Origin of the sequence: Streptococcus caballi DSM 19004, assembly GCF_000379985.1 — a bacterium.
Taxonomy (GTDB): Bacteria; Bacillota; Bacilli; order Lactobacillales; family Streptococcaceae; genus Streptococcus; species Streptococcus caballi.
On the sequence record NZ_KB904066.1, the window covers coordinates 1 to 22,020 of the forward strand.

The 22,020-nt window shown below is 39.8% G+C and carries 22 protein-coding genes and 1 other annotated feature; of the genes, 17 read left to right on the forward strand and 5 right to left on the reverse strand.

What is annotated here, in order from left to right:
- The 3 genes from A3GS_RS11385 to A3GS_RS12190 all read left to right on the forward strand — a co-directional run.
- The coding region (locus A3GS_RS11385; protein ID WP_018363866.1) for an IS3 family transposase at nucleotides 1-243 on the forward strand (243 nt) is incomplete at its 5' end.
- Between the two features lie 854 nt (nucleotides 244-1,097).
- Nucleotides 1,098-1,268 (forward strand): hypothetical protein, encoded by a 171-nt coding sequence (locus tag A3GS_RS11390; protein ID WP_018363868.1) that lies wholly within the window; start codon nucleotides 1,098-1,100, stop codon nucleotides 1,266-1,268.
- Nucleotides 1,265-2,197 (forward strand): trypsin-like peptidase domain-containing protein, encoded by a 933-nt coding sequence (locus tag A3GS_RS12190; RefSeq protein WP_018363869.1) that lies wholly within the window; start codon nucleotides 1,265-1,267, stop codon nucleotides 2,195-2,197. The genes A3GS_RS11390 and A3GS_RS12190 overlap by 4 nt, the downstream gene beginning before the upstream one ends.
- A gap of 616 nt (nucleotides 2,198-2,813) precedes the next feature.
- Here A3GS_RS12190 and A3GS_RS0102630 read toward each other — a convergent pair.
- Together A3GS_RS0102630 and A3GS_RS0102635 are read right to left on the reverse strand one after the other, a co-directional pair.
- On the reverse strand, nucleotides 2,814-3,713 hold the full coding sequence (locus A3GS_RS0102630; protein WP_240430884.1) for a PrsW family intramembrane metalloprotease: 900 nt from the start codon (nucleotides 3,711-3,713) through the stop codon (nucleotides 2,814-2,816).
- 283 nt (nucleotides 3,714-3,996) lie between these two features.
- On the reverse strand, nucleotides 3,997-4,296 hold the full coding sequence (locus A3GS_RS0102635) for a YbaB/EbfC family nucleoid-associated protein (RefSeq protein WP_018363871.1): 300 nt from the start codon (nucleotides 4,294-4,296) through the stop codon (nucleotides 3,997-3,999).
- A 249-nt stretch (nucleotides 4,297-4,545) separates the two neighbouring features.
- On the opposite strand from A3GS_RS0102635, the gene A3GS_RS0102640 reads away from it, so the two are divergent.
- Genes A3GS_RS0102640 through A3GS_RS0102670 form a run of 7 tightly spaced genes read left to right on the forward strand, consistent with a single transcriptional unit; the run spans nucleotide 4,546 to nucleotide 10,887 of the window.
- Complete coding sequence (locus A3GS_RS0102640; protein ID WP_018363872.1) at nucleotides 4,546-5,439, forward strand: substrate-binding domain-containing protein; 894 nt, start codon at nucleotides 4,546-4,548, stop codon at nucleotides 5,437-5,439.
- Between the two features lie 10 nt (nucleotides 5,440-5,449).
- Nucleotides 5,450-6,295 carry a phosphate ABC transporter permease subunit PstC gene (gene pstC, locus A3GS_RS0102645; RefSeq protein ID WP_018363873.1) on the forward strand — a complete coding sequence of 282 codons (846 nt, stop codon included), beginning with the start codon at nucleotides 5,450-5,452 and terminating at the stop codon, nucleotides 6,293-6,295.
- 2 nt (nucleotides 6,296-6,297) lie between these two features.
- Nucleotides 6,298-7,176: a phosphate ABC transporter permease PstA gene (gene pstA, locus A3GS_RS0102650; RefSeq protein ID WP_018363874.1), complete on the forward strand. Its 879-nt coding sequence runs from the start codon at nucleotides 6,298-6,300 to the stop codon at nucleotides 7,174-7,176.
- Nucleotides 7,169-7,918, forward strand: a complete 750-nt coding sequence (gene pstB, locus A3GS_RS0102655; RefSeq protein WP_018363875.1) for a phosphate ABC transporter ATP-binding protein PstB — start codon at nucleotides 7,169-7,171, stop codon at nucleotides 7,916-7,918. Before pstA ends, pstB begins: the two co-directional genes overlap by 8 nt.
- Nucleotides 7,915-8,568: a phosphate signaling complex protein PhoU gene (phoU, locus tag A3GS_RS0102660; RefSeq protein ID WP_018363876.1), complete on the forward strand. Its 654-nt coding sequence runs from the start codon at nucleotides 7,915-7,917 to the stop codon at nucleotides 8,566-8,568. The genes pstB and phoU overlap by 4 nt, the downstream gene beginning before the upstream one ends.
- Entirely contained in the window at nucleotides 8,565-9,242 is a 678-nt protein-coding gene (locus A3GS_RS0102665; RefSeq protein ID WP_018363877.1) for a winged helix-turn-helix domain-containing protein, read from the forward strand. Before phoU ends, A3GS_RS0102665 begins: the two co-directional genes overlap by 4 nt.
- Nucleotides 9,235-10,887, forward strand: a complete 1,653-nt coding sequence (locus A3GS_RS0102670; protein ID WP_018363878.1) for an ATP-binding protein — start codon at nucleotides 9,235-9,237, stop codon at nucleotides 10,885-10,887. Before A3GS_RS0102665 ends, A3GS_RS0102670 begins: the two co-directional genes overlap by 8 nt.
- A gap of 45 nt (nucleotides 10,888-10,932) precedes the next feature.
- On the opposite strand, the gene A3GS_RS0102675 is transcribed toward A3GS_RS0102670, so the two are convergent.
- Nucleotides 10,933-11,115 carry a hypothetical protein gene (locus A3GS_RS0102675; RefSeq protein ID WP_018363879.1) on the reverse strand — a complete coding sequence of 61 codons (183 nt, stop codon included), beginning with the start codon at nucleotides 11,113-11,115 and terminating at the stop codon, nucleotides 10,933-10,935.
- A gap of 198 nt (nucleotides 11,116-11,313) precedes the next feature.
- Nucleotides 11,314-11,610 (forward strand) — a binding site (T-box leader).
- Nucleotides 11,611-11,783: 173 nt separating this feature from the next.
- On the opposite strand from A3GS_RS0102675, the gene A3GS_RS0102680 reads away from it, so the two are divergent.
- The 6 genes from A3GS_RS0102680 to A3GS_RS0102705 all read left to right on the forward strand — a co-directional run bounded on the left by A3GS_RS0102680 (nucleotide 11,784) and on the right by A3GS_RS0102705 (nucleotide 17,383).
- Nucleotides 11,784-12,563, forward strand: coding sequence for an amino acid ABC transporter permease (locus A3GS_RS0102680; RefSeq protein WP_018363880.1), 780 nt, complete (start codon nucleotides 11,784-11,786; stop codon nucleotides 12,561-12,563).
- On the forward strand, nucleotides 12,556-13,401 hold the full coding sequence (locus tag A3GS_RS0102685) for a transporter substrate-binding domain-containing protein (protein ID WP_018363881.1): 846 nt from the start codon (nucleotides 12,556-12,558) through the stop codon (nucleotides 13,399-13,401). Before A3GS_RS0102680 ends, A3GS_RS0102685 begins: the two co-directional genes overlap by 8 nt.
- Before the next feature lie 17 nt (nucleotides 13,402-13,418).
- Complete coding sequence (locus A3GS_RS0102690; protein ID WP_018363882.1) at nucleotides 13,419-14,120, forward strand: amino acid ABC transporter permease; 702 nt, start codon at nucleotides 13,419-13,421, stop codon at nucleotides 14,118-14,120.
- Nucleotides 14,113-14,856, forward strand: coding sequence for an amino acid ABC transporter ATP-binding protein (locus A3GS_RS0102695; RefSeq protein ID WP_018363883.1), 744 nt, complete (start codon nucleotides 14,113-14,115; stop codon nucleotides 14,854-14,856). The genes A3GS_RS0102690 and A3GS_RS0102695 overlap by 8 nt, the downstream gene beginning before the upstream one ends.
- A gap of 134 nt (nucleotides 14,857-14,990) precedes the next feature.
- Complete coding sequence (locus tag A3GS_RS0102700; protein WP_018363884.1) at nucleotides 14,991-16,325, forward strand: lanthionine synthetase LanC family protein; 1,335 nt, start codon at nucleotides 14,991-14,993, stop codon at nucleotides 16,323-16,325.
- Nucleotides 16,326-16,525: 200 nt separating this feature from the next.
- Nucleotides 16,526-17,383 carry an NAD(P)H-binding protein gene (locus A3GS_RS0102705; protein ID WP_018363885.1) on the forward strand — a complete coding sequence of 286 codons (858 nt, stop codon included), beginning with the start codon at nucleotides 16,526-16,528 and terminating at the stop codon, nucleotides 17,381-17,383.
- Between the two features lie 537 nt (nucleotides 17,384-17,920).
- Here the strand turns inward: A3GS_RS0102705 and A3GS_RS0102710 are convergent.
- Nucleotides 17,921-20,200, reverse strand: coding sequence for a Xaa-Pro dipeptidyl-peptidase (locus tag A3GS_RS0102710; RefSeq protein WP_018363886.1), 2,280 nt, complete (start codon nucleotides 20,198-20,200; stop codon nucleotides 17,921-17,923).
- Between the two features lie 119 nt (nucleotides 20,201-20,319).
- Between A3GS_RS0102710 and gla the strand changes: the two genes are divergently transcribed.
- Nucleotides 20,320-21,171: an aquaglyceroporin Gla gene (gene gla / locus A3GS_RS0102715; protein WP_018363887.1), complete on the forward strand. Its 852-nt coding sequence runs from the start codon at nucleotides 20,320-20,322 to the stop codon at nucleotides 21,169-21,171.
- A 621-nt stretch (nucleotides 21,172-21,792) separates the two neighbouring features.
- On the opposite strand, the gene A3GS_RS12630 is transcribed toward gla, so the two are convergent.
- Nucleotides 21,793-21,957, reverse strand: a complete 165-nt coding sequence (locus tag A3GS_RS12630; protein ID WP_018363888.1) for a hypothetical protein — start codon at nucleotides 21,955-21,957, stop codon at nucleotides 21,793-21,795.
- Nucleotides 21,958-22,020: the final 63 nt, after the last annotated feature.

The following is a 22,020-nucleotide window of genomic DNA, read 5'->3' on the forward strand; positions in this document are numbered from 1 at the left end:
TTAACGACCCAGTATCAGATGACCCGCTCTATGTCTCGTGTTGGTAAGTGTATTGACAACGCGCCAATTGAAAGTTTCTTTGGGCACTTTAAGACGGAGTGCTACGATTTGAAGAAGTATAAAACTTTTGAGGAGCTGGTGTCAGATATTGATGCCTACATCTATTTTTACAATCATCAACGTTTTCAAGAACGCAACAACGGCCTTGCCCCTCTTGAAATGAGGAACAAGGCCGTCGCCTAATCTTTTATTATTTCATTGTCCACTTGACAGGGAGCTGTTCAATCTTACAGGTAGCTTTCTTATCTCCAAACTAATGCGACTTTCGTCAAAATCCTTGAGAAAGCGTGCATGATATTGGGCAAACTTTGTTTTTGTAGGTTAGCTTGGATGCGAGGGCTAGGATGTGGATCATAAAAGTTCTTCTACATGGGATAAAAGGACTAACATTCGATTTGTTACTTTGGCAATAGTTTTAGGGGAGTTGTCGGACCTCTCCGCTGTGCTCATAACACTAGGAATGAGGTGGTGGAGGTGCTGGTAAGTCTAGGGAGACTATCTGAGAGTTCAGCTTTCTTTAAAAAGTGACAAGTAGAGTGAGCGGGAGTATCTGAGGCTTAGCTCAGTCTACAAAAGAAACAATAACCATTGTCCCCATGATTTCTATAAAAATTTTCTACGGTAAATGACATCGTTTCATTCACTGTAAATTAGGTCTAACATAGCATCCTAAATGTTGTCAATGCTTCTGCTTATAGTCTTTTTTAGATGGAGCTATAGTTTTAAAATATAGGGAGATTGGGGGTGAATGTGGTGGTTGGAGCTGGCTAATGTTTTTATAGTGAATAAGCATAAAGGCAGTCAGAAAAGAACAGGTAGAGAAGAAGGAGGCTTAGTTATGTTTCCCTTTGTTAAAGCGATATTCAGGGAGTAAGCGACTGCTTTTCTCAAGGGATATAAAATGTTTATAAAGAGAGGTAGTCATGCTATAATAAGCGCGAGGAGGAACCGGGTTCTAACTTAAGAAAATTTATCAGGGGGAGAAAAGTTGAAAAAATCTCTTTAGCTTTTTGCTTTGTACTACTTTACGGGCTAGTATGGGATATACTGTTGGGGCAGATGATTACCCAGAAGTAATTTTTGGTAAGGATGATGGAGTTCAAGTTACGGATACAACTCAGAATGTTGTTCGTAGTGTTGTCAAAATTTATTCGAATTTGTTGATAACAGTGGGGGTACTTATCTTAGTTACGGTACGGGAGTTATGATAAGTGAGGATCTTGTATTAACTAGTGGTCATGTTGTTTGGAGACAAGAGACTAATCAGTACGCTCAAGAAGTTCGTGTGGTTCCAGCTGAGTATCCAGGTAATGGAGGAGTAGTTGCCCCTTATGGAAGTACAGTAGCTGTAGAAACAGAAGTAAATCCGGATTATACAGTGACTAAGTCTGCCAGCGATGATGTTGGTGTTATTAGATTAAAGGATAAAATAGGGCAACAAACCGGGTATTTGCCGTTATCTCAGAATATAAATATTGGCACGAAAGTCACCTCATATGGTTATCCTGGAGATAGAAATTATATGGTAGCTACTTCTTCTACAGTAGATGGATTGAATAATAGTTTAGCTATGTATAAGTTTGATACCTACGCTGGACAAAGTGGTAGCCCTGTTTTGAATGAAAATAATGAAATGGTTGCTATCCATTCAGGTGCTAATGATAAAGACAATCCTACTACGAACTGGGGAACATTGGTAACATCTGAAGTAACAAGTTTAATCAAATCTATTAAGGATACAAGTGGTGCTGTTTACCGTGTCTATAATCCAAATAGTGGTAAGCATCATTATACATCAAGTATTGGTGAAAGAGATAGTCTTGTAAGATTAGGTTGGCGAGATGAGGGAATTTCATTTTACAGTGGAGATAATTTAGATGTTTACCGCCTTTATAATCGTAATTCAGGGGAACATTTCTATACAGTTGATTTCCGTGAACGAGATTCGCTGGTTGCGACTGGATGGCGTTATGAAGGTGTCAACTGGTATTCAGGTGGCGACAAACCTGTTTACCGCCTTTATAACCCTAACGCTAAGCTAGCTGGTGCTCATCATTATACGCTTTCTGAGGGTGAGCGTGATAATCTTGTAAGGTTGGGTTGGCGAGATGAGGGAATTGGTTGGTATGCAGAGTGAAAACAGACCAAGTCCTGAATGGCTACGCCTTGAAGTAAAAGAATTGACTAATGTTGATGACAGAACAAACTAGGATACTTGGCGCCTGTCTTGAGTTACAAGAAAAACACTTCTGTTGGAATCTAGTAAACTGGAAGCAGAAGTGTTTTAATAGGCTCTCTGTCAACTGTAGTGGGTTGGCTTATAGTTAGCAACAAGAGAGAATCAGTTTGGTTCTCTCTTGTTATGTTTAAAGTAAGGTAAATCCGTTTTTTAAAGTTTTCATCTTACTAAAACCAAAAACATCGTGCTTAATGACTTTGATGAGGCTGTTGGTTCAAGCTGCTTCTGGGAAAACTTACAGCAGTCAAGAAAATTTCCAAATTCAATGGAAAGGGCCCTTCCAAATGAAATATTGAAAAGGCAACATTTTCTGTATAAATTTTATAAAGTGTTTTTGGTTAAGCAATAACTCAGTGGGTCATTGGTGTTTGATAGTTGAGACTGCCATAAATGCGGCGGCTTCAATTACCAAGTACCCTATCAAGTTTTTCTGAGTTATACTAAAAGTCTAACTTAGTTTGACAATTTAGGGAAACAAAAAGGTTTCATTTTCTGAAACCTTTTTGTGATGTTATTAGAGACTAACAAGTGCTTTTTCTGGTGGTAAAGCATCAACTGTTTTAAAAGCATAAAGTAAGATTAGCCAGTTGATGGTACCATAAACTGTATCGATGTTTGAAAAATCAAGTGGAGAGTTCCACATAAAGTGCATGGCAACAGGGGCTAAGAGGAAAAACACCCCCTGTTTTTTTGAGACAGCAGTGGTTTTACTCATCAATATGATCAATCCGAGTGCAAAAGTTCCAGAAAATACCCAGTGGGAAACGCCACTTGATGCGATACGTTCAAGTGCCATACTGTAGCCATTGCCATTATTTTGAAAGAGATCTTGGAAAATATAGAAGCGGTCTTCGACAATTTGGAATCCCATTCCAGCAATCATTCCCATAACTAATGCTGATTTAAGAGAAATTTGTCGTAAAAGTAACGCGACCAAAAGGACCACTAAACCTTTGCTGATCTCTTCAGTGAAAGGGGCTGTGAAGGATCCTCCCCAGTTGTCAATAAAATCTTTTGGCAAGTTGAGATTTAGGAGAATGAAGGAGAGACCACTATTTCCCAAAGAAGCTAAATTTGCAGGGATAGCAAGTCCAAATAACCAACTCATCCAAAACGCAGGACTTGGAATGTTAAAACGTTTTTTCAAATATAGGGTAAGAAAAACAAAAGGAATGATGTAGATAAAGGTTAGTGATGTTGCTAGAAAAAAAGTCGGATAAAGATTACCATGTCCATGATTTTTTGCCAATTCAGAAATATCAGCGTTTAAGCCAGAAATACTTAGTATAAGAAGTGCTAAAATAATAAAGTTAGAACGATTTTTTATCAAAAAAGTTTTCATAAAATTCTCCAATATGATGTTGTAGTTCTTACGTCTATGATATGAGCATGTTTTTTGTAAACTAATCAGCATGTAAGTAATTTTATCATTGTATGACTATAATGATACATAAGTCACAACTTATTATAACAAATAAACTGGTTTCTGACATTAATTTTTTTGTTTTTTCTATTTTTTACTCCTTCATAAGGAAGTTGGATTAGGTTTACAGGCTATATTGGAGTATAAGTAAGGTGTATTCAAATAACCACAGAAGATTTGAAGTTTTCCTAGTCGTTAAAACCGTAGAAGATAACTGGATGACTATAACATGACCAATAGAAATGGACTGGCTCTGCCAATCCATTTTTGATTTCTAGAACGGTAATTTACCAGCGAAAGCTCCTAATGATTTTTTAGTGGCTTCATCAACTTGTTCGAGTGCATTGTTGAGAGCTTGAAGAGTCATATCAGACAAGGTTTCAAGGTCATCAGGGTCAACAACTGCTGGGTTGAAACTGATGTTAGTCACTTTTTTATCACCAGTCACTTCTACCTGAACTAGGTCTTGAACAGACTTGCCGTAGAAACTCGTTGCCGCTAATTCAGCCTGTTTCTTCTCCATTTGCTTTTGCATTTTTTGGGCTTGCTTCATCATATTTTGCATATTCATCATAAGATTTTTAAGATTCCTTTCTTATCAAGGGTTTAGACCCTCTTGTTAAATTTTCGTTGCCTTATTTGCTTTTTGGGTATTTCTTAAAGCTTCATTTATTATAGCATTTTTTGAAGCAACTGCCTATTTAACTGTGCGATAAAAGCGAGCGTTTGGTGCTGGCTTTACAAAAACTTTACAAAAGTATGGTAATAGATTTGATAATTGCTCTCTATAATGGTCATTGTAAAGATTTTAAAGGAGAACATCATGAAAAAATGTAAATTGTTTTCGGTACTGACCTTAGCTGGCTTAGCAGCTCTAGTGGGACTTTCAGCTTGTGGTAAATCAAACGGGGGCTCTTCGTCTGCTTCTTCATCTGCATCTGGTAATATCAGTGTTGTTTCCCGTGAAGATGGTTCTGGGACGCGCGGCGCCTTTGTTGAACTTTTCGGAGTCCAAGAAGAGAAAAATGGTGAAAAGGTTGATTTGACAACGGACAAGGCCATTGTTACTAACTCGACCTCTGTTATGCTAACGACAGTAGCTGGAGATAAGTCAGCTATTGGCTATGCTTCACTAGGTTCTTTGGATGATACCGTCAAGGTTTTAAAAATTGATGGCACTGAAGCAAGTGTTGCCAATATTAAATCCGGAAGCTACAAGATTTCTCGACCATTTAACATTGTTACCAAAGATAAGATAAGTGAAGCTGCTCAAGATTTCATCAACTTTATTTTAAGCTCTGATGGTCAAGCTGTCGTAGAAGAAAATGGTTATATTCCACTTGACGATACCAAAGCCTATAAATCTTCAGTTGATTCTGGCAAGATTGTCGTTTCAGGGTCAAGCTCTGTCACACCAGTTATGGAAAAATTAAAAGAAGCTTATAGCAAAGTCAATTCTAAGGTTGAAGTAGAAATTCAACAAAGTGACTCCTCAACAGGTATCACAAATGCTATCGAGGGAACAGCTGATATTGGAATGGCGTCACGTGATTTGAAAGATGAAGAAACCTCTAAAGGAGTCAGCTCAACAGTTATTGCGATGGATGGTATTGCTGTTATTGTTAATAAAGATAACAAAGTTGATGGCTTAACAAGCGAACAAGTCAAGACTATTTTTACAGGTAAGACAACAAGCTGGGACGGTCTTTCAGACTAAGGGGTCAGGAATGAATCATACAAAAGAAAAAATGATGCAAGCGGTATTTTTCCTTACCGCCTGCATTTCTATTCTATCCGTGCTGCTCATCTGCCTCTTTTTGTTTTCGAGTGGGATTCCTGCTATTCATAAAATTGGCTTAGGTAACTTTCTTTTCGGGACGGTATGGAGACCGGCTAACAACCTTTTTGGTATTTTTCCAATGATTGTCGGCTCACTTTATGTGACAGCAGGGGCTCTTATTATTGGAGTACCCGTTGGAGTTTTGACAGCAGTTTTTATGTCTTCTTTTTGTCCAGAAGTCATCTACAGACCGCTCAAGGCAGCTATTAATCTCATGGCAGGGATTCCATCAGTTGTTTATGGTTTCTTTGGTCTGGTTGTTTTAGTTCCCTTTGTTCGTGATAACATCGGTGGCTTTGGGATGGGGGTTCTTACCGCCTCGATTTTGCTTGGTTTGATGATTTTACCAACTATTATCAGTGTCTCTGAGGCTGCTATTCGTGCTGTTCCTAGGTCTTATTATGAAGGTGGTTTAGCTCTGGGGGCTTCCCATGAGCGTAGCATCTTTTTTGCGGTACTGCCAGCAGCTAAGCGAGGCATTTTGGCAGCTGTCATTTTAGGGATTGGACGTGCAATTGGGGAAACTATGGCAGTTATCATGGTTGCAGGTAATCAAGCCGTCTTGCCAGCTTCTTTGACATCAGGGGTCAGAACCATGACAACCAATATTGTTATGGAGATGGGTTACTCTAGTGGCCTTCACAGAGAGGCTCTTATAGGCACAGCTGTTGTTCTCTTTATATTTGTCCTAATCATTAACATCAGCTTTTCGTTGTTACATAAAGAGGAGTAAGCATGGAAAATATCAATCACCGCAGTTTCAAGCAAAATTGGCAGTCACGCCGGCGGGATCTGGTGTCACTAATTTTGTACTTGTTAGTTTATGGGGCTGCTTTGGCAACTTTTGTAGGCATTGCTTTCACGGTAGGCTACATTCTGGTTAAAGGCTTGCCCAATTTAAACATGAGTTTGTTTGCTTGGACTTACAATAGTGAGAATGTCTCTCTGTTACCGGCCTTAATCAATACGATTTTTATGACCATATTGGCATTAAGTGTTGCCGTGCCTATTGGTATAGGGGCCTCTATTTATTTGGCAGAATATGCGCGTCGTGATAACCCTTTTGTTAGTGTTATTCGGATTGCAACCGAAACGCTCTCTGGGATTCCCTCCATCATCTATGGACTATTTGGTGCCCTTTTCTTTGTTAAGTTCGCTCACATGGGACTTTCCTTGCTGTCAGGAGCTGTTACACTTAGTATTATGATTTTGCCTCTGATTATGCGAACAACAGAAGAAGCTTTGCTTTCGGTACCAAACTCCTATCGTGAAGGGGCTTTTGCACTTGGAGCGGGCAAACTTCGCACAATTTTTAAAATTGTCCTTCCTAGTGCCATGCCAGGAATTTTCTCAGGAATTATTTTAGCGATTGGGCGGATTGTGGGAGAATCGGCTGCCTTGATTTTTACAGCAGGTACAGTTGCTGAAGTGGCTAAGAGTGTTTTCAGTTCGTCACGGACCTTGGCTGTGCATATGTACGCCATCTCAGGAGAGGGACTTTATGTCAATCAAACCTATGCTACAGCAGTGGTTCTCTTAGTGTTAGTTATTATCATTAATCTAGTGTCGGGTTTGATTGCTAGACGATTAGGAAGTAAAACAAGCGATGAATAAAATAGAAATTAAAAATTTGGACCTCTACTATGGGGATTTCAAGGCTTTAAAAAACATTAATCTAGAAATTGCCAGCAATGAAATTACGGCTTTCATTGGGCCTTCAGGATGCGGGAAATCGACCTTACTGAAAAGTCTTAACCGGATGAACGATTTGGTGAAAAATTGCCGCATTACTGGAGAGGTCACGTTAGATAAAGAAGATGTTTACCGCGATTTGGATATCAATGTCCTTCGTAAAAAAGTAGGTATGGTTTTCCAAAAACCAAACCCATTTCCGATGAGTATCTATGATAACATTGCCTTCGGGCCTCGAACTCACGGCATTCACAATAAAGTTCAATTGGATGAAATTGTGGAGCGTTCCCTAAAGCAAGCTGCCATCTGGGATGAAGTCAAAGAGCGCCTCAATAAATCTGCTCTTGGAATGTCTGGTGGTCAACAGCAACGGCTTTGCATTGCTAGAGCCTTGGCCATTGAACCTGATGTCCTCCTCATGGACGAACCAACCAGTGCCTTAGATCCGATTTCAACAGCAAAAATTGAAGATTTGGTTATTGAACTTAAGAAGAAATATACTATCGTCATGGTGACCCACAACATGCAACAAGCTGTGCGGATTTCCGACAAGACAGCCTTCTTCCTATTGGGAGAAATTGTTGAGTATAACAAAACAAGCCAACTATTTTCAATGCCACAAGACGAACGCACAGAAAATTATATAACAGGGAGATTCGGATGATACGCTCAACCTTTGAAAATCAACTGCATGCACTCAATACCAATTTAATTTTGATGGGGTCTTTATGTGAAGATATCATCTCAAAATCCTTAATGCCCATCAGTGACAATGATCAGCATCTGGTCAATGATGTCAGTAAAACCTATCAAAAAATTGAGCAGATGGAAAGAGATATTGAATCACAATGTCTTAAACTATTACTTCGTCAACAGCCAGTAGCCAAGGATTTGCGACGTATTTCAGCTGCTTTAAAAATGGTTTATGATATGAAACGTATTGGTGCACAATCTGCTGAAATTGCTGATATTATTGGTGACGGTCATGTTCATGAAGGAGCTGAGTTTCGCCATCTCAAACAAATGGTCAAACACGTTGTCAATATGGTAACAGACAGTGTGGATGCCTTTGTTCATGATGATGAGGCTTTAGCTCTGAAAGTTATCCAAAAAGATGTCACAGTGGACAAAGAATTTGATACAATAAAGGCAAGTTTAATTGCCCATATTGCTGAACTTGGAAATGATGGTGAATATACTATTGATGTTTTGATGATTGCCAAATATTTGGAAAGAATTGGTGACCATACCGTCAATGTCGCTAAGTGGGTAATTTTTTCAATCACTGGTGAACTGAATGGAGAAGAAACATGATTTACTGCGTTGAAGACGATGATGATATCCGAGAACTGATGCTTTATACTTTGCGAACAGCAGGGTTTGAGGCTCAGGGGTTTCCTGACTCCCTTCTATTTTGGAAAGCCATGGAAGAAGAGCAACCAAAACTTATACTGTTAGATATCATGCTGCCTGTAGATGATGGATTGACCATTTTGAAATCCCTACGCGAAAATGGCATGACAAAAGATATTCCAGTAATCATGACAACTGCCAAAGGAACAGAATTCGATAAAGTCAAAGGATTAGATTTGGGCGCCGATGACTATTTGGTTAAACCTTTTGGTATGATGGAAATGATTTCTCGTATTAAAGCAGTCCTCAGACGTACATCCAGTCAGGAACAGGAAACTCATTTGACAATAAAAAATCTCGCTCTGGATTCAAAAAATTACACGGTTAGAAAAAATGGGCAAAAAATCGAATTAACTCTGAAAGAATTTGAACTGCTATCTTTATTGATGTTAAATCCTGACCGTGTTTTTACACGGCAGGAACTTTTGGATAAAGTTTGGGGAGAACACTTTATCGGAGAAACACGAACAGTTGATGTCCATATTGGGACCCTTCGCATGAAACTTGGAGATGCTAGTCATCTGATTAAGACAGTTCGTGGCGTTGGTTATCGTTTGGAGGTAACAGATGATTAAGAAAATCTTTCGCTCAACTTTTCTTGCCACACTAGGCGTTCTTCTGGTGACCCTATTTATGGTTGTTGGCTTGCTTTATGGTTACTTTACTCAAGTACAAAAAGAGCAGTTGCAGACGGAGACAGCCTTAGCTGCTCAAGGGGCTTCTCTGGAAGGTCAAGATTATTTTAATGAGCTCAAGATGTCAAATGTCAGAATCACTTGGGTTGACAATCAAGGAAAGGTTCTCTATGATAATGAGTCTGATGCACGGACCATGGACAATCATGCCAATCGAGAAGAAATTAAAGAAGCTTTGAAAGATGGTTACGGTGAGAGTGTTCGCTACTCGAAAACTTTAACCACTCAGTCTCTTTATTCTGCTCAGCGCTTGGATAATGGAACTGTTATTCGCTTATCTGTGACAAGACATAGTATTTTAGTGCTTTTGTTTCGGATGTTCCAGCCCTTGGCTCTCATTCTTGTATTGGCCTTCTTCCTCTCTCTATGGCTTTCACGTTCTATTGCTAAGAGTGTCGTGGGACCATTGAATCGGCTGGATCTTGATCATCCGCTTGAAAATGATGCCTATGAAGAAATTTCACCACTTCTAAGACGGATTGCCAGACATCAAAAGGAAGTCACTGAGCGAGAAGTTATGATAGAACAACGCCAATCAGAATTTGATACCATTATTTCTAAAATTAAAGAAGGCATGATTTTGTTAGACAATAACTGTCGCATCATCAGTATCAATCAAGCGGCACAGGATATTTTGCAGACTGATCAAACTTGTTTGGGCAAAGATATGTTACAAATTATCCGTAACTTATCACTAAATAATTGGCTTGAAAAAGGTCTTCAAGGTCGCAAGCAAGAAGGGATTTTGCAATTAGATGACTCGCATTACAAAGTTATGGTACGTCCCATTCAGTCTGAGGATAAGGTGACTGGTTTAGCGCTTCTTTTCTTTGATGTCACAGAGCAACTTCAGGCAGAGCAGCTGCGCCGCGAATTTACAGCAAACGTTTCTCATGAACTGAAAACACCTTTGCATCTGATTTCTGGGTATTCTGAAATGTTGGCCAGTGATGTTGTTGCGCAAAAAGATGTTCCACAATTCGCTGAGAAAATCCACAGTGAGTCTCAACGTATGATTCAGTTGGTAGAAGATATTATTAAACTGTCACATCTTGATGAGTCAGAAGAGTTAGCTATGGAACCCATCAATCTCTATCAGATATCAGAGGAAGTCTTAGAGAGTCTATCTGCTAAGGCAAACGAACGTCATATCAACTTGCATTTATTAGGGCAACCAGCTTATATTAGCGGTAACCACGCCCTTATTCATTCCTTGATTTATAATCTTTGTGATAATGCTATCATCTATAACCGTGATAAGGGAGATGTGACTATCGGTATCACCTCGAATGAGGACGATATTGTTCTGACAGTACAGGATACTGGAGTTGGTATTGCCAAAGATGAGCAGGAACGTATTTTTGAGCGTTTCTATCGGGTTGATAAGAGTCGCTCGAAGAAGTTGGGTGGCACTGGCCTGGGGCTTTCCATTGTCAAGCATGCAGTAAATCAACATCATGCCGATATTAAGGTGGAAAGTCAGCTAGGATTAGGAACTAAAATGACCGTGACCTTTCATAAATAACCCTCTTTGAAAATCCAAATTGTCAATTAAGCTAGACTTTCTCCCTTATCGCCTGACACTCTGGTCATAGTGAGCTTGCGCATATTTAGCAGAATAAGGCTTTTGACAAGGACTTAATTCTCTTGCAAATGTGGACTTACGAACACTTAACTTGATAGCAATTTGACTAGGTTTTAAACCTAATTCTAAGTAATTCTCTACTTTAATTCGCTCAGGGTAGTAGCTCATAGATTTTCCTCGTGTTCTGTTGATTGGTTTATCTACAGTTTACACGTTTTGGAGTCCTATGAGTTTTTTTGTTGCACTTAATTTTACAGTCTATCATCTCCAATTTTTCCCATAATCAAAAGTTATAGCCCACCATAAAAAATATAGAGTTTTCAAACTAAGATTTTCAAGATATAATGGTCTCAACAATTAGATAAAGAAACAGCGATAAAAAGATGAGTAAATCTGAGGAAGATGCGTAGAGAGCTACCGCTTGGTGAAAGGTAGCCATCAAACTCGATTGAATATGGTCTTGAAGCGAGGTGAGTTGAGCGTGAGTGAGACTCATCCGGGAGCTCCCGTTACAGAGCCTAGGTATGTCTTAACTGAGTATCTTTGAATACTAAAGAAAATATGAAACAGTTATCTATTAAATGTACCTACAAGGTGGAGAGTTGAGCGAGAGTTTACTCTCAAATAAGGTGGTACCGCGGAATAAGCACTTTCGTCCTTATCTTGCTAGCAAGTATAGCAGGGTGACGAAGGTGCTTTTTGTTACCCTTCTCTTTGAAAGTCAAAACGCTACTTCGTTAACTTACCTTGGTGAACTTTTGTTTTATCTTCGGTTGCGTTGCCTCATCTATTTTTGACTTTCGTCGAGTAAAAGTATATTAGAAAGGGGATTATTCATGTTCTTTGATTATCATTATCTGCTGGATTTGTTTCCACAGATTATAAAAGCTTTCCCGATAACTTTCTTTATTGTTATCGTCTCTACGATAGCTGGATTACTTTTGGGATTATTGTTGGCAATTATTCGCTTAGAAAAGGTACCTCTGCTCAATCTGCTGACCATTGTGTACACATCCTTTATCCAAGGGACACCAGTGATAGTGCAACTCTTTGTTGTCTATTATGGGGTGCCCTACTTGCTATCTCTGGCAGGGGTTGATACCGCTGATGTGAGTAAATTAACCTTCATGTACATTGCCTATAGTTTGAATACAGCAGCTTACATGGGTGAGATTATTCGCGCCAGTATTACTAATGTTCCGCAACATCAGTTTGATGCAGCTTACTCACTGGGAATGAGCAAGGTTCAGACTTACAGGCATTACATTATCCCACAGGCGATCAAGGAAATCTTGCCAAACTTGGAATTGACCATCGTGTCGCTCTTGCAAAATTCTTCATTGGCGACTTACTTGGGTATTTACGACATCATGGGGAAGGCGCAGTTGGTTGGTGCCAATACTGCCCATCAAATTGAAGCCAGTATTGACGCCGCTGTCATTTTCATCATACTAAGCATTGCCATTCATATTGGTTTTAAACTTTTCTTGCAATCTGAGGAAGAAGCAGTAGATGAGGTGAGTGATGGTGTGATTGGAGCAAGCACAAACAGGCAAATTATTTCTGAAAAAGAGGTACAAACGATGCTTAAAGAAGGAGAATTACGTTATGAGTAAAAAAGCAAGTAAATGGAATTGGAAAAAAGGTTTAGGTAGTGTTGCCATCCTAGCTTTGATTGGCGGCGGACTTTACTATGGCTTGTCAGGTAATAGCGCTGAAGGTGACAATAGTGTGAGCAATGACGCTGATGCTAAGACAGTTGTTGTTGGAACAGGGTCGAATTTCCGCCCCTTTGTTTATCAAGATAAAGATGGTAACGACACAGGTTATGAAATTGCTTTGATTAAAGCTATTGACGATGAATTGCCACAGTACAAGTTTAAAATTGATCATTACGAATTTTCAAACCTCTTCCCAGCTCTTAAAAATAACAAGATTGATATCATTGCCAATCAGATTGAATCCAACGACGAACGTCGTTCCGAGTATGATTTCAGTGAAGTTGGCTACACCAACTATGACCTGCATATTCAGTCTCTGACAGGGAATTATGACTCCTTGGATGATTTGAAAGGTAAGAAAGTTTACGCTATTGCAGGTGGGAATGCACCAGCCTTGCTAGAAGCTTATTTGGAAAAACATCCAGGTGCATTTGAGATTGTTTATGGTTCGTGGTCTGACCAGGTCCTTCTGGAAAACTTTAAAAATGGAACAGTTGATGCGACCTTGGCAACTAAATACACGGTTAAGTATACTAACGAGAAACTAGGCTCTGATTACAAAGTATCTGACGCAGCCGTCAATAAATCCTCAACCTATTATCTTTTCCGCAAAGACGATAAGGACGAAGATAAGCTCAATAAAGCTGTCAGCGGTGTGCTTAAAGAGTTTAAAAAAGACGGCACATTGAAAAAACTTTCTGAAAAATACCTTGGTGGAGATTACACTGAGTAGAAAGTAGGAGGAGTTCTATGGATTATCCGTTTATTTGGAAATGTATCAAGGTTGCGCTAGAGTACACTCCCTTCACGCTCTACCTGAGCTTGACAGCTTTCGCGTTGGGACTTATCATTGGCGTTCCGATTGCACTTATCCGCTTTTATAAAGTCCCTTTTTGGGCTCGGCTCTTTGAATGGTTGACCAATCTCTCTAACAGTATTCCGCTTCTTTTGACGCTGACGATTGTTTATCTGGTGACAATCCCTGCGGTACCAGCCTTGGGTCATCTTTTTGGACAAAAATGGAGCTTCAGCGATTTTCCCAGAGAATGGATTGCCATCATCGTGCTAGGTCTCTTTGCCATCAACTATGTGTCGGAAGCCATTCGAGCTAGCTTGCTGTCAGTTCCTAAAAATCAATGGGAAGCGGCAGCGTCTATCGGACTTAGTCAGAGACAGACCCTCTTTCGGATTATATTGCCACAAGCCTTTAAGTCCAGTATTCCTGTTTTTGGTAATATCATTAGCAATTTGATTAAGGGATCTGCGCTAGTTTCGGCGGTTTCTGTGGTGGATTTGCTCAACGCCGTACTCATTACCAGCCAAATTAACTACAAATACTTAGAGGCCTACATTGCAGCGGCTATCGTTTACTGGGGAATCTACTTAATCGTGACCTTTATCTTCAAACATATTTCTCAATTTTCATTTCACGGAGGTTTTTTACATGATTAGCATTAGTCATCTTAATCAAACCATTTCAGGCAACACAATTCTCAAAAATGTATCGCTTGATTTGCCAAAAGGAGAAGTTATTTCCATTATCGGACCGAGTGGTGCTGGAAAGACAACGCTTATTCGAAGTTTGAACCTGCTCAATATTCCTGATAGTGGCGAGATTACCTATGATGATAAAGTTATTCAATTTCCTAAAGTTGGACGCAACGATACCAAGGTTATTCGACAAAATACGGCTATGGTTTTTCAGGAATACGCTCTTTTCATTAATAAGACGGTCTTGCAAAATGTGACAGAAGGACTGACCATTGCTAGAAATGTTAAGGCATCTGAAGCAAAGGTGATTGCGGAAAAACTATTAAAAAAAGTTGGGCTTTATGACAAGCGGCATGCCTATCCACATCATTTATCTGGTGGTCAGCAACAACGTGTTGGTATTGCCCGCGCTTTGGCGCTAGATTCAGATGTGATTCTCTTTGATGAACCAACATCAGCCTTGGATCCTGAAACCATTGGTGACATCTTGGACTTGATTCAAGAAATTGCTCAGGAAAATCAAGACAAAACGATTGTTATCGTAACCCATGAGATGCAGTTTGCCCATGATATTTCTGACCGAGTGGTCTTTATGGAAAATGGACAAATTGTCGATTCAGGAACGCCAGAAGCGATTTTTCACAAGACAGAAAATCCCCGCATCCAAACTTTCCTCCGCCGTGTACGGTATCACTGAAATAACATGGTTGAACTACTACATTTAATAATATCTTATTTAGGAGCGACCGTAAGGTCGTACAAAACGACAGACCTCAGCACCTAAGGCAATCTGTCAAAAAATGAAATCATTAACTTAGAAAGAAGAACATTATGACACAAACGCTTATCAATGCAGACATTACTACTGACCAATTACTGAAAACTGTAGAAGGGGCTTATCGGTATATCCAATCCAAACGCGTTGAAACGGATCATGGTATTCGTTATTCTTTAGAAGGATCTGCCAATTCAGAACCATATTTTGACGAAATTTCTCTCTACTCTGGCGCTGCTGGTATCATTCATTTCTTACTTCATTTTTACGAGGTGACGGGCAATGAACAGTATTTGCAAGACGCTGAAGCTGCCTTCCCTTATATCCAATATCGTTGGAAAGAAGCACGTGATTTGACTTTGGCCTTCTCACCTTGGGCATTCACTACAGGCTATTCAGGCGTTTCCTTTGCCGTGGCGGAACTTTATAAATTTACCAAAAAAGATGTTTACAAGACTTTCATCGAGGAAGTTGTAGATGGCATTATTGCTGATGTTAAAGCATCTGACGATGGTGTGGGTGGCTATTGGACAGGTTCTTTTGGTATTTTGGCTGACTCAGGTATTTTCCTTGAACTCTTGTCTCTAGCTGACCAATTTGACCGCCAAGACTGGCGTGATTTTACTGTGAAAACAGGTCGCGTCTTGCTCAATAAAGGCATTGACTACAAAGATGGTGGACGTTATTTTGAAGGTTCATCATTCGGTGGTAAGATTATTCCAGGTTTCCCAATTGGGGCTGGAGGTGTGGCCTATACTCTCCTCAAACTATATCAAGCTAGCGATGATAGGGCCTTCTTAGATGCAACAGCTGGTGTCAAGGAATTCTACCACGCTATCTATGAATACCAAGGCAAAACCATCACTGTCCCGCATGATTTGCCAAATGAAGAACCAGTACATTATCTTGGATACTGTGGTGGTAATGCAGGGCTTATTCGTTACTTGTACGAAGATTATAAGGTGAGTAACGATGCACAAGATTTAGTCGAAATCGAACAGCTCATTCAATCTATTGTTGACCTAGGTGTACCTGAAGAACATTCAGAAGGTTACTGGCATACGATTGCATATTGCTGTGGTAGCGCAGGTTTCCTCAATGCCTTTCTCAGTGTTTACCAAGTAACTGGAAATGGCATTTACCTTGATTTTGCCAAACGTACAGCAATTCAACTCCTGAAGGACGGTGACTATTATGACGAAAATGGACAAGAAAGTATCAAATGGAACGAAGCTTACACGCGATTGGAACCCGATAACATTTCTGCGCCAATCGGATTTTACGAGGGAGCAGCTGGGGTGGCTTCAGTCTTACTTCAACTCTATTCTTTACTAGAAGGGGATTATAAAGTGTCCCGCATTGTTGATGACCCATTCCCATCTACGTATTGATGAGCGACCGTAAGAACGCTGGAATCCGATAGTTCCCGCTGGGGTGAGAAGAAGATTGCTCTCTGATAAAAATCAATATTCAAGGGAATTTCAAGATTTTAGGATTGAAAATAAGCAATGGAACTTTGAAGGAGATCGCTTCCACCACCTCAGGGAATTGTCAAAAAAATAGTTAGAAAAAGATCCAAAGGAGAAGAGAGATGACATATTTAGTAACAGGTGTAACAGGTGGACTTGGAACTGCGATTTTAGAAAATTTAGCTAAACAGGTACCAACAAAACAAATCGCAGTTTTGGTACGTTCAGAAGAAAAAGGCAAAACATTTGCAGATGCAGGCTATGATGTTCGCATTGGAACTTATTCTGACCAGGTAAGCTTGGAAAAGGCATTCGCAGGGATTGAAACCTTGATTTTTGTTTCGGGCGCACCTGGTCAAGAGGTAGCGCGTGCTGACCAACATCGAAATGTGATTGCAGCAGCCAAAGCAGCAGGTGTGGCTAACATCGTTTACACAAGTATTTCAAATGGTGACCAATCAACTGCTGTTTTGGCACCAGACCATGTTGTAACGGAAAAATTAATCAAAGAATCTGGTTTAAATTACAAGATTTTGCGTAATAATTGGTATTTGGAAAATGAATTGGAAAGGTTGAAAGCAGCAGTAGCGGGTCAAAACTTTGTTTATGCGGGTGGCGATAGTAAGGTTGGCTGGGCACTCCGCCGTGAATATGGTGAAGCCATTGCTAATGCCGCAGCGCAGCCATTTATCGACAATAAGATCTACGAACTAGCTGGCAAGCAAATCAACTATGCTGACTTGGCAGAAGCAATCAAGGAAGCAACAGGTGCGGATTTTGACGTGGTGTCGCTCTCTGTTGAGGACTACAAAGCTAGCCTTGAGAAAGCGGGTCTGCCTAAAGCTGTCATTGCTATCGTAGCAGGTATCCAAAATGATATCCGCAACCATCAGTTGGAAGTTGCATACAGTAACTTAGAAGACTTACTTGGTCACCCACAATTAACAGCGGTGGAAGCAATCAAGGAAGTATTAGGTTAATCAAAAATATCAAAAGGCATATCCGTTTGAGTATGTCTTTTTTCACTGATCTTTTACTTCTCACCCTTCATAATCTCGTTGTCTTCTCCTTTGATGTCAGAAATAGTGACTGTTTTATCAGTTGTTCTCTTGTCAGACTTGTAGCTGTTATTAAGAAGTTTAATCATGTCTATAAATGCGTCATCATCACGGTATTGGATGACCAGTTTAATATATTCGACCTGAAAAGTGTTGCCTTTTTACCAAATACTGTTCGCATGATATTCCTCTTTGTGTTGAATGATTTCTTGTTTTAGTAATATCATTTTCATACTTGATGTCTGGCGCCTCACATACTTTGATAACATTCTTCCTAAAACAGTTGTCTTGCCAGTTTTTGTTACGATGTCCAGCTCCTAGAGAGAACACGACTTAACAAGATACCTCTACTTTACCATAAAGAAAAGTAGTGAGTACTCTCTCCCATCGGAGATTTCCTCGCTACTAATCTTAGTATGTTTGAGAATCCAGAGAATACTTATGCGTCAAATACCCACGCTATTTCTCTATAGGAATTTCTAAACTAGATTTGTCTAAATCAATGGTCAAATCATAGCTAGAATTGTCACGGATGGTGTGTTCAAAATCTGTTGTGTACAGAAGCACACGGACCTTATCTCCCTTGCTGAACTTATAAAGACTAGGCTGTAGTTTGAAATCAATGGTCATCCACTGATCAGTAGGAACCTCTTCTACAGTCAGCAAGCTAGTGCGGTTTTGTAAGTTGAGAACACCTTTTGAGACAACTCGATATGGTGTTTCTCTGAATGGCAATTCACGTAAGGCTTCACGAGCGAAATTACGACCATTATCAATAGCGTTGTGGTCAACAAAGCCAGGAATATCTGTAAAGCGTTTCTTTTTGCCATAATCAAGGACTTGAGCAGATAGTATGCCCTTATTTTCACTAGATTTGAGAGTTAAGTGAAGACTCATTTCCCCATTGAGATGAATATCTTGTTCAAGAGTGATGTCTAGACAGATAGCGTTAGCCTTGCCTGCAAAGAGGTCAGTCTTAAAAGTTTTAAAATCATTTCCATAACGATTGAAGTCCTCTTTGTCATAATAGTTGTCAATGATACGGTTCCCCATCCCTAAAGATAGATTAACGGAAGTGCTTGTCCCGAATTGTTCTAAGGCCCTCCAGGTTTGTTCTTGACTATTGTCTTGCCAGAGCACATTTGGTAAGTCTAGGTGATAATTTTGAGCCAGTAGCCTCTCAGACAAGAGAATGTTCATGCTTTCGCGGAAATCTAATGATTGCCAGTTGTGCATATAAACATGCTCACCGTGATGTAGAAATGCATGTACTTCTACAGAAGATGGCAGCGCTTTAAGGATATTATAAACCTGACGTGGCTTGACATTCCAGTCTTGTAGACCGTGGGTATAGACACAAGTAGCAGTTACCTTGTGTGCGTAAGGTAAATAATTACGATCGTGCCAAAATTGATTATAATCACCAGACTCACGATCAAGGGCTTTAGACTGAGCATTTAAAAGAAGTTGGTAGTGAGAGTTGTTACGTAAATAATCTCCAGCCCATAGGTTCTTAGAATAGGTCAATTCTGTAAGCACATCTAGATCTTCACCTGGATATCCGCCAGGACTGCAAACCAATCCATTTTCACGGTAATAGTCATACCAAGATGAAATAGCAGATTCAGCAATAATAACTTTCAAGCCTTCAACACCTGTGGTTGCTAAAGCCGTTGAGAGCGTTCCAAGATAAGATTTTCCGGTTGTGCAGACGAGACCATTAGACCAGGTTGCTAGCACTTGCTTATCACGACGGTGGCTAGAAAAGGCCACTGCTCTGCCATTGAGCCAATCAATCACAGCTTTGAAACTTTCCACTTGTGCATAGTCTCCGCTGTTCATAAAACCTGTTGAACCAGCTGTTCCGATACCAGAAACGTAGATATTGGCAAAACCACGAGCTAAAAAGTAATTATTTAGACTATAGCTGTCAATGTAATTAAAGGTTTGTTCTGCCTCAGTAATAGGAAGATGACAGCTTGGAACTTCAAGTGGAGTAAAGCTGCGACTCTCAATTGAGATTTGAGCAGACTCCTTAACAGCCAATTGACCTTCCATCTTATGGAGTTTTTTATCATTAGCAGGGTCATTCACACCTTCGTGGTAGGGACTTGCAGTCATTAGGGTAGGAATAGCTTGCGCTGCTTTAGGGCGGATAATGTTGACTTTGATAAGATCCAACTCCCCATCGTCGTCGGTGTCCACTGGAGCTTGCACATAGACCACTTCACGAATGAGGTCATTGGTATCAAAGCTTGCTAGAGACTTACCATTGAAAAAGTGATAGTCATTGTCAATTGGAATCATGCCACGGCTGACCAAGTCGTCGATGAGAGTCATACCTTTTTTCATACGAGTGGCTAGTAAATGATGTAGGGTTCTGATAAACTCAGTTTCATTAAAAAGTACAGGAAAATCAATCTGTTCAACAAACTTAGTAGTGTCTGAAAAATCAACATTTGGGATAAAACCTAGTACTTGCAGAGCGATAGTATTAAAAACTTCAACAGTCATATGACGATTAGACTGGAAAAACTCTAATAAGTCAGTTTCAAAATCAGAGATGAGGTTTGACAAAGGATAGTTGGTATCAGCATAATTAAAATGAACTTTACGAACAAAGATTTCCAGATTTTCTTTTGGTGTTTTTTCTTTGGCAACATCAAAGCCTAGGGTCTGTAATTCTTGCTCTGCTACTTCTATGGAGACAGGAATGTAAGAGAATTGATTGTATTTCATGAAATTTTCCTCCTAATAAGTAAACGTTTTAATTCCCCTAAACAGCTTTACATTGTTTATTATACTTGATAAAATGTTAGATGTCTAAATTAATATTATTTTGGAGGAAACAAAGACACATGGATGTTACATGGACTGTGAAGTACATCACAGAATTTATTGGTACAGCTCTCCTTATTATTTTGGGGAATGGTGCTGTTGCTAACGTTGACCTTAAAGGAACCAAAGGAAACAACTCTGGTTGGGTTATCATTGCTCTTGGTTACGGTTTTGGTGTTATGATGCCAGCTCTTATGTTTGGTAATGTATCAGGAAACCATATCAACCCAGCCTTCACACTCGGTCTTGCGATATCAGGTCTCTTCCCATGGGCACAAGTTGCACCTTACCTTGTAGCTCAAATGTTGGGCGCTATGTTTGGTCAATTGATGGTAGTTATGGTTCACAAGCCTTACTACTTGCAAACTGAAAATCCAAACCATATCTTGGGTTCATTCTCAACAATCTCTAACGTTGACGATGGCACTCCGACAAGCCACAAAGCAGCTTGGGTTAACGGTTTCTTGAATGAGTTCTTAGGTTCATTCGTTCTTTTCTTTGGGGCTATGGCACTTACTAAGAACTACTTTGGTTCTGAAATTGTTCAATACGCTACAAAACAAGGCATTGATGGCGCGACTATTCAAGGTAAATTGCAACTGGGATCTTTCACTAACTCAGGTTTATCAGTAGCTCACCTTGCTTTAGGTTTCTTGGTAATGACACTCGTAGCTTCACTCGGTGGTCCTACAGGTCCTGGTCTTAATCCCGCACGTGACCTTGGCCCACGTATCGTCCACGCTCTTCTTCCAAAATCAGTTCTTGGTGAACATAAAGGCGATTCAAAATGGTGGTATGCTTGGGTACCAGTTGTGGCACCAATTCTTGCAGGGATTGCAGCTATCGCTTTGTTCAAACTTTTGTATTTATAAGAAAAAAGAGGCGCAGCCTCTTTTTTTGTGGACTCCTTGTCAACTGTAGTGGGATGTGAAAAGATATATCCTATAGAGAACCGCTTAGTTTTCTCTTTTTTGACCTTCAAGATGACGAAAATGTCTTCCTTGAAGTTAGGCAATTGTGGTAATCGAAGCCTTGACGCTTGATATCATTGCTGAGCTTGTTAGTTGCCTCATGCTTGGGGTTTGAAAGGTCTAATGCTAAGGCATCTGAATGTATCATTTATATTTGTCAAGGGTCTTAAAAACGTTGATAAACAATATGTTGACAGTATTTTTGAAGTCGTGAATCAGTTTGAGGAAAAGTTAGTTTTTTTCTCTTGGAGGTGGTAGAGCAGGAGATGATAAAGGGCGTAGTAGTCGGCTAATTCTGGTGAAAACCTTGATTTGTTTAAGAACCTTCTTTATAGAGATAGGTACGAAAGATTCGGTTGTAAAGCAAGGTATCACTGACCATTCGGCTACCTTGAAGAATCTGTTTCCAAATGAAGGAGGCAGAATGCCCTTTTTGAAAGCTATAGTTGGTCCCAAGACATGACTTCAGGGAGCTTTTTGTAGCTTTCTTTTTTTATCCCCAAAATCTCTCTAAGTACTTGATTATTTACCTTGGCAATGTGGATAAAGAGGAGTAGGATAATCCAGAGTTGCCTGTACTTCAATGTGAGCTTGGGGCTGAGAAGCAAAGCTAATTTTGATGTATTGGTCGTTTATTCCAAGTAATTCTGTGGTATTTGTGGTATTGAAAGGCGTCTCATAAGTCATTTCTAATGAATTTGTTTCCCCCTTTTCATTAGAAGTCTTATGAAGCTTTTTTGTTTACTTTTG

Coding starts and splice junctions, on each gene's coding strand:
- A3GS_RS11390 (WP_018363868.1), top strand. CDS start 1,098: ATGGGATATACTGTTGGGGCAGATGATTACCCAGAAGTAATTTTTGGT.
- A3GS_RS12190 (WP_018363869.1), top strand. CDS start 1,265: ATGATAAGTGAGGATCTTGTATTAACTAGTGGTCATGTTGTTTGGAGA.
- A3GS_RS0102630 (WP_240430884.1), bottom strand. CDS start 3,713: ATGCTGATTAGTTTACAAAAAACATGCTCATATCATAGACGTAAGAAC.
- A3GS_RS0102635 (WP_018363871.1), bottom strand. CDS start 4,296: ATGATGAATATGCAAAATATGATGAAGCAAGCCCAAAAAATGCAAAAG.
- A3GS_RS0102640 (WP_018363872.1), top strand. CDS start 4,546: ATGAAAAAATGTAAATTGTTTTCGGTACTGACCTTAGCTGGCTTAGCA.
- pstC (WP_018363873.1), top strand. CDS start 5,450: ATGAATCATACAAAAGAAAAAATGATGCAAGCGGTATTTTTCCTTACC.
- pstA (WP_018363874.1), top strand. CDS start 6,298: ATGGAAAATATCAATCACCGCAGTTTCAAGCAAAATTGGCAGTCACGC.
- pstB (WP_018363875.1), top strand. CDS start 7,169: ATGAATAAAATAGAAATTAAAAATTTGGACCTCTACTATGGGGATTTC.
- phoU (WP_018363876.1), top strand. CDS start 7,915: ATGATACGCTCAACCTTTGAAAATCAACTGCATGCACTCAATACCAAT.
- A3GS_RS0102665 (WP_018363877.1), top strand. CDS start 8,565: ATGATTTACTGCGTTGAAGACGATGATGATATCCGAGAACTGATGCTT.
- A3GS_RS0102670 (WP_018363878.1), top strand. CDS start 9,235: ATGATTAAGAAAATCTTTCGCTCAACTTTTCTTGCCACACTAGGCGTT.
- A3GS_RS0102675 (WP_018363879.1), bottom strand. CDS start 11,115: ATGAGCTACTACCCTGAGCGAATTAAAGTAGAGAATTACTTAGAATTA.
- A3GS_RS0102680 (WP_018363880.1), top strand. CDS start 11,784: ATGTTCTTTGATTATCATTATCTGCTGGATTTGTTTCCACAGATTATA.
- A3GS_RS0102685 (WP_018363881.1), top strand. CDS start 12,556: ATGAGTAAAAAAGCAAGTAAATGGAATTGGAAAAAAGGTTTAGGTAGT.
- A3GS_RS0102690 (WP_018363882.1), top strand. CDS start 13,419: ATGGATTATCCGTTTATTTGGAAATGTATCAAGGTTGCGCTAGAGTAC.
- A3GS_RS0102695 (WP_018363883.1), top strand. CDS start 14,113: ATGATTAGCATTAGTCATCTTAATCAAACCATTTCAGGCAACACAATT.
- A3GS_RS0102700 (WP_018363884.1), top strand. CDS start 14,991: ATGACACAAACGCTTATCAATGCAGACATTACTACTGACCAATTACTG.
- A3GS_RS0102705 (WP_018363885.1), top strand. CDS start 16,526: ATGACATATTTAGTAACAGGTGTAACAGGTGGACTTGGAACTGCGATT.
- A3GS_RS0102710 (WP_018363886.1), bottom strand. CDS start 20,200: ATGAAATACAATCAATTCTCTTACATTCCTGTCTCCATAGAAGTAGCA.
- gla (WP_018363887.1), top strand. CDS start 20,320: ATGGATGTTACATGGACTGTGAAGTACATCACAGAATTTATTGGTACA.
- A3GS_RS12630 (WP_018363888.1), bottom strand. CDS start 21,957: ATGACTTATGAGACGCCTTTCAATACCACAAATACCACAGAATTACTT.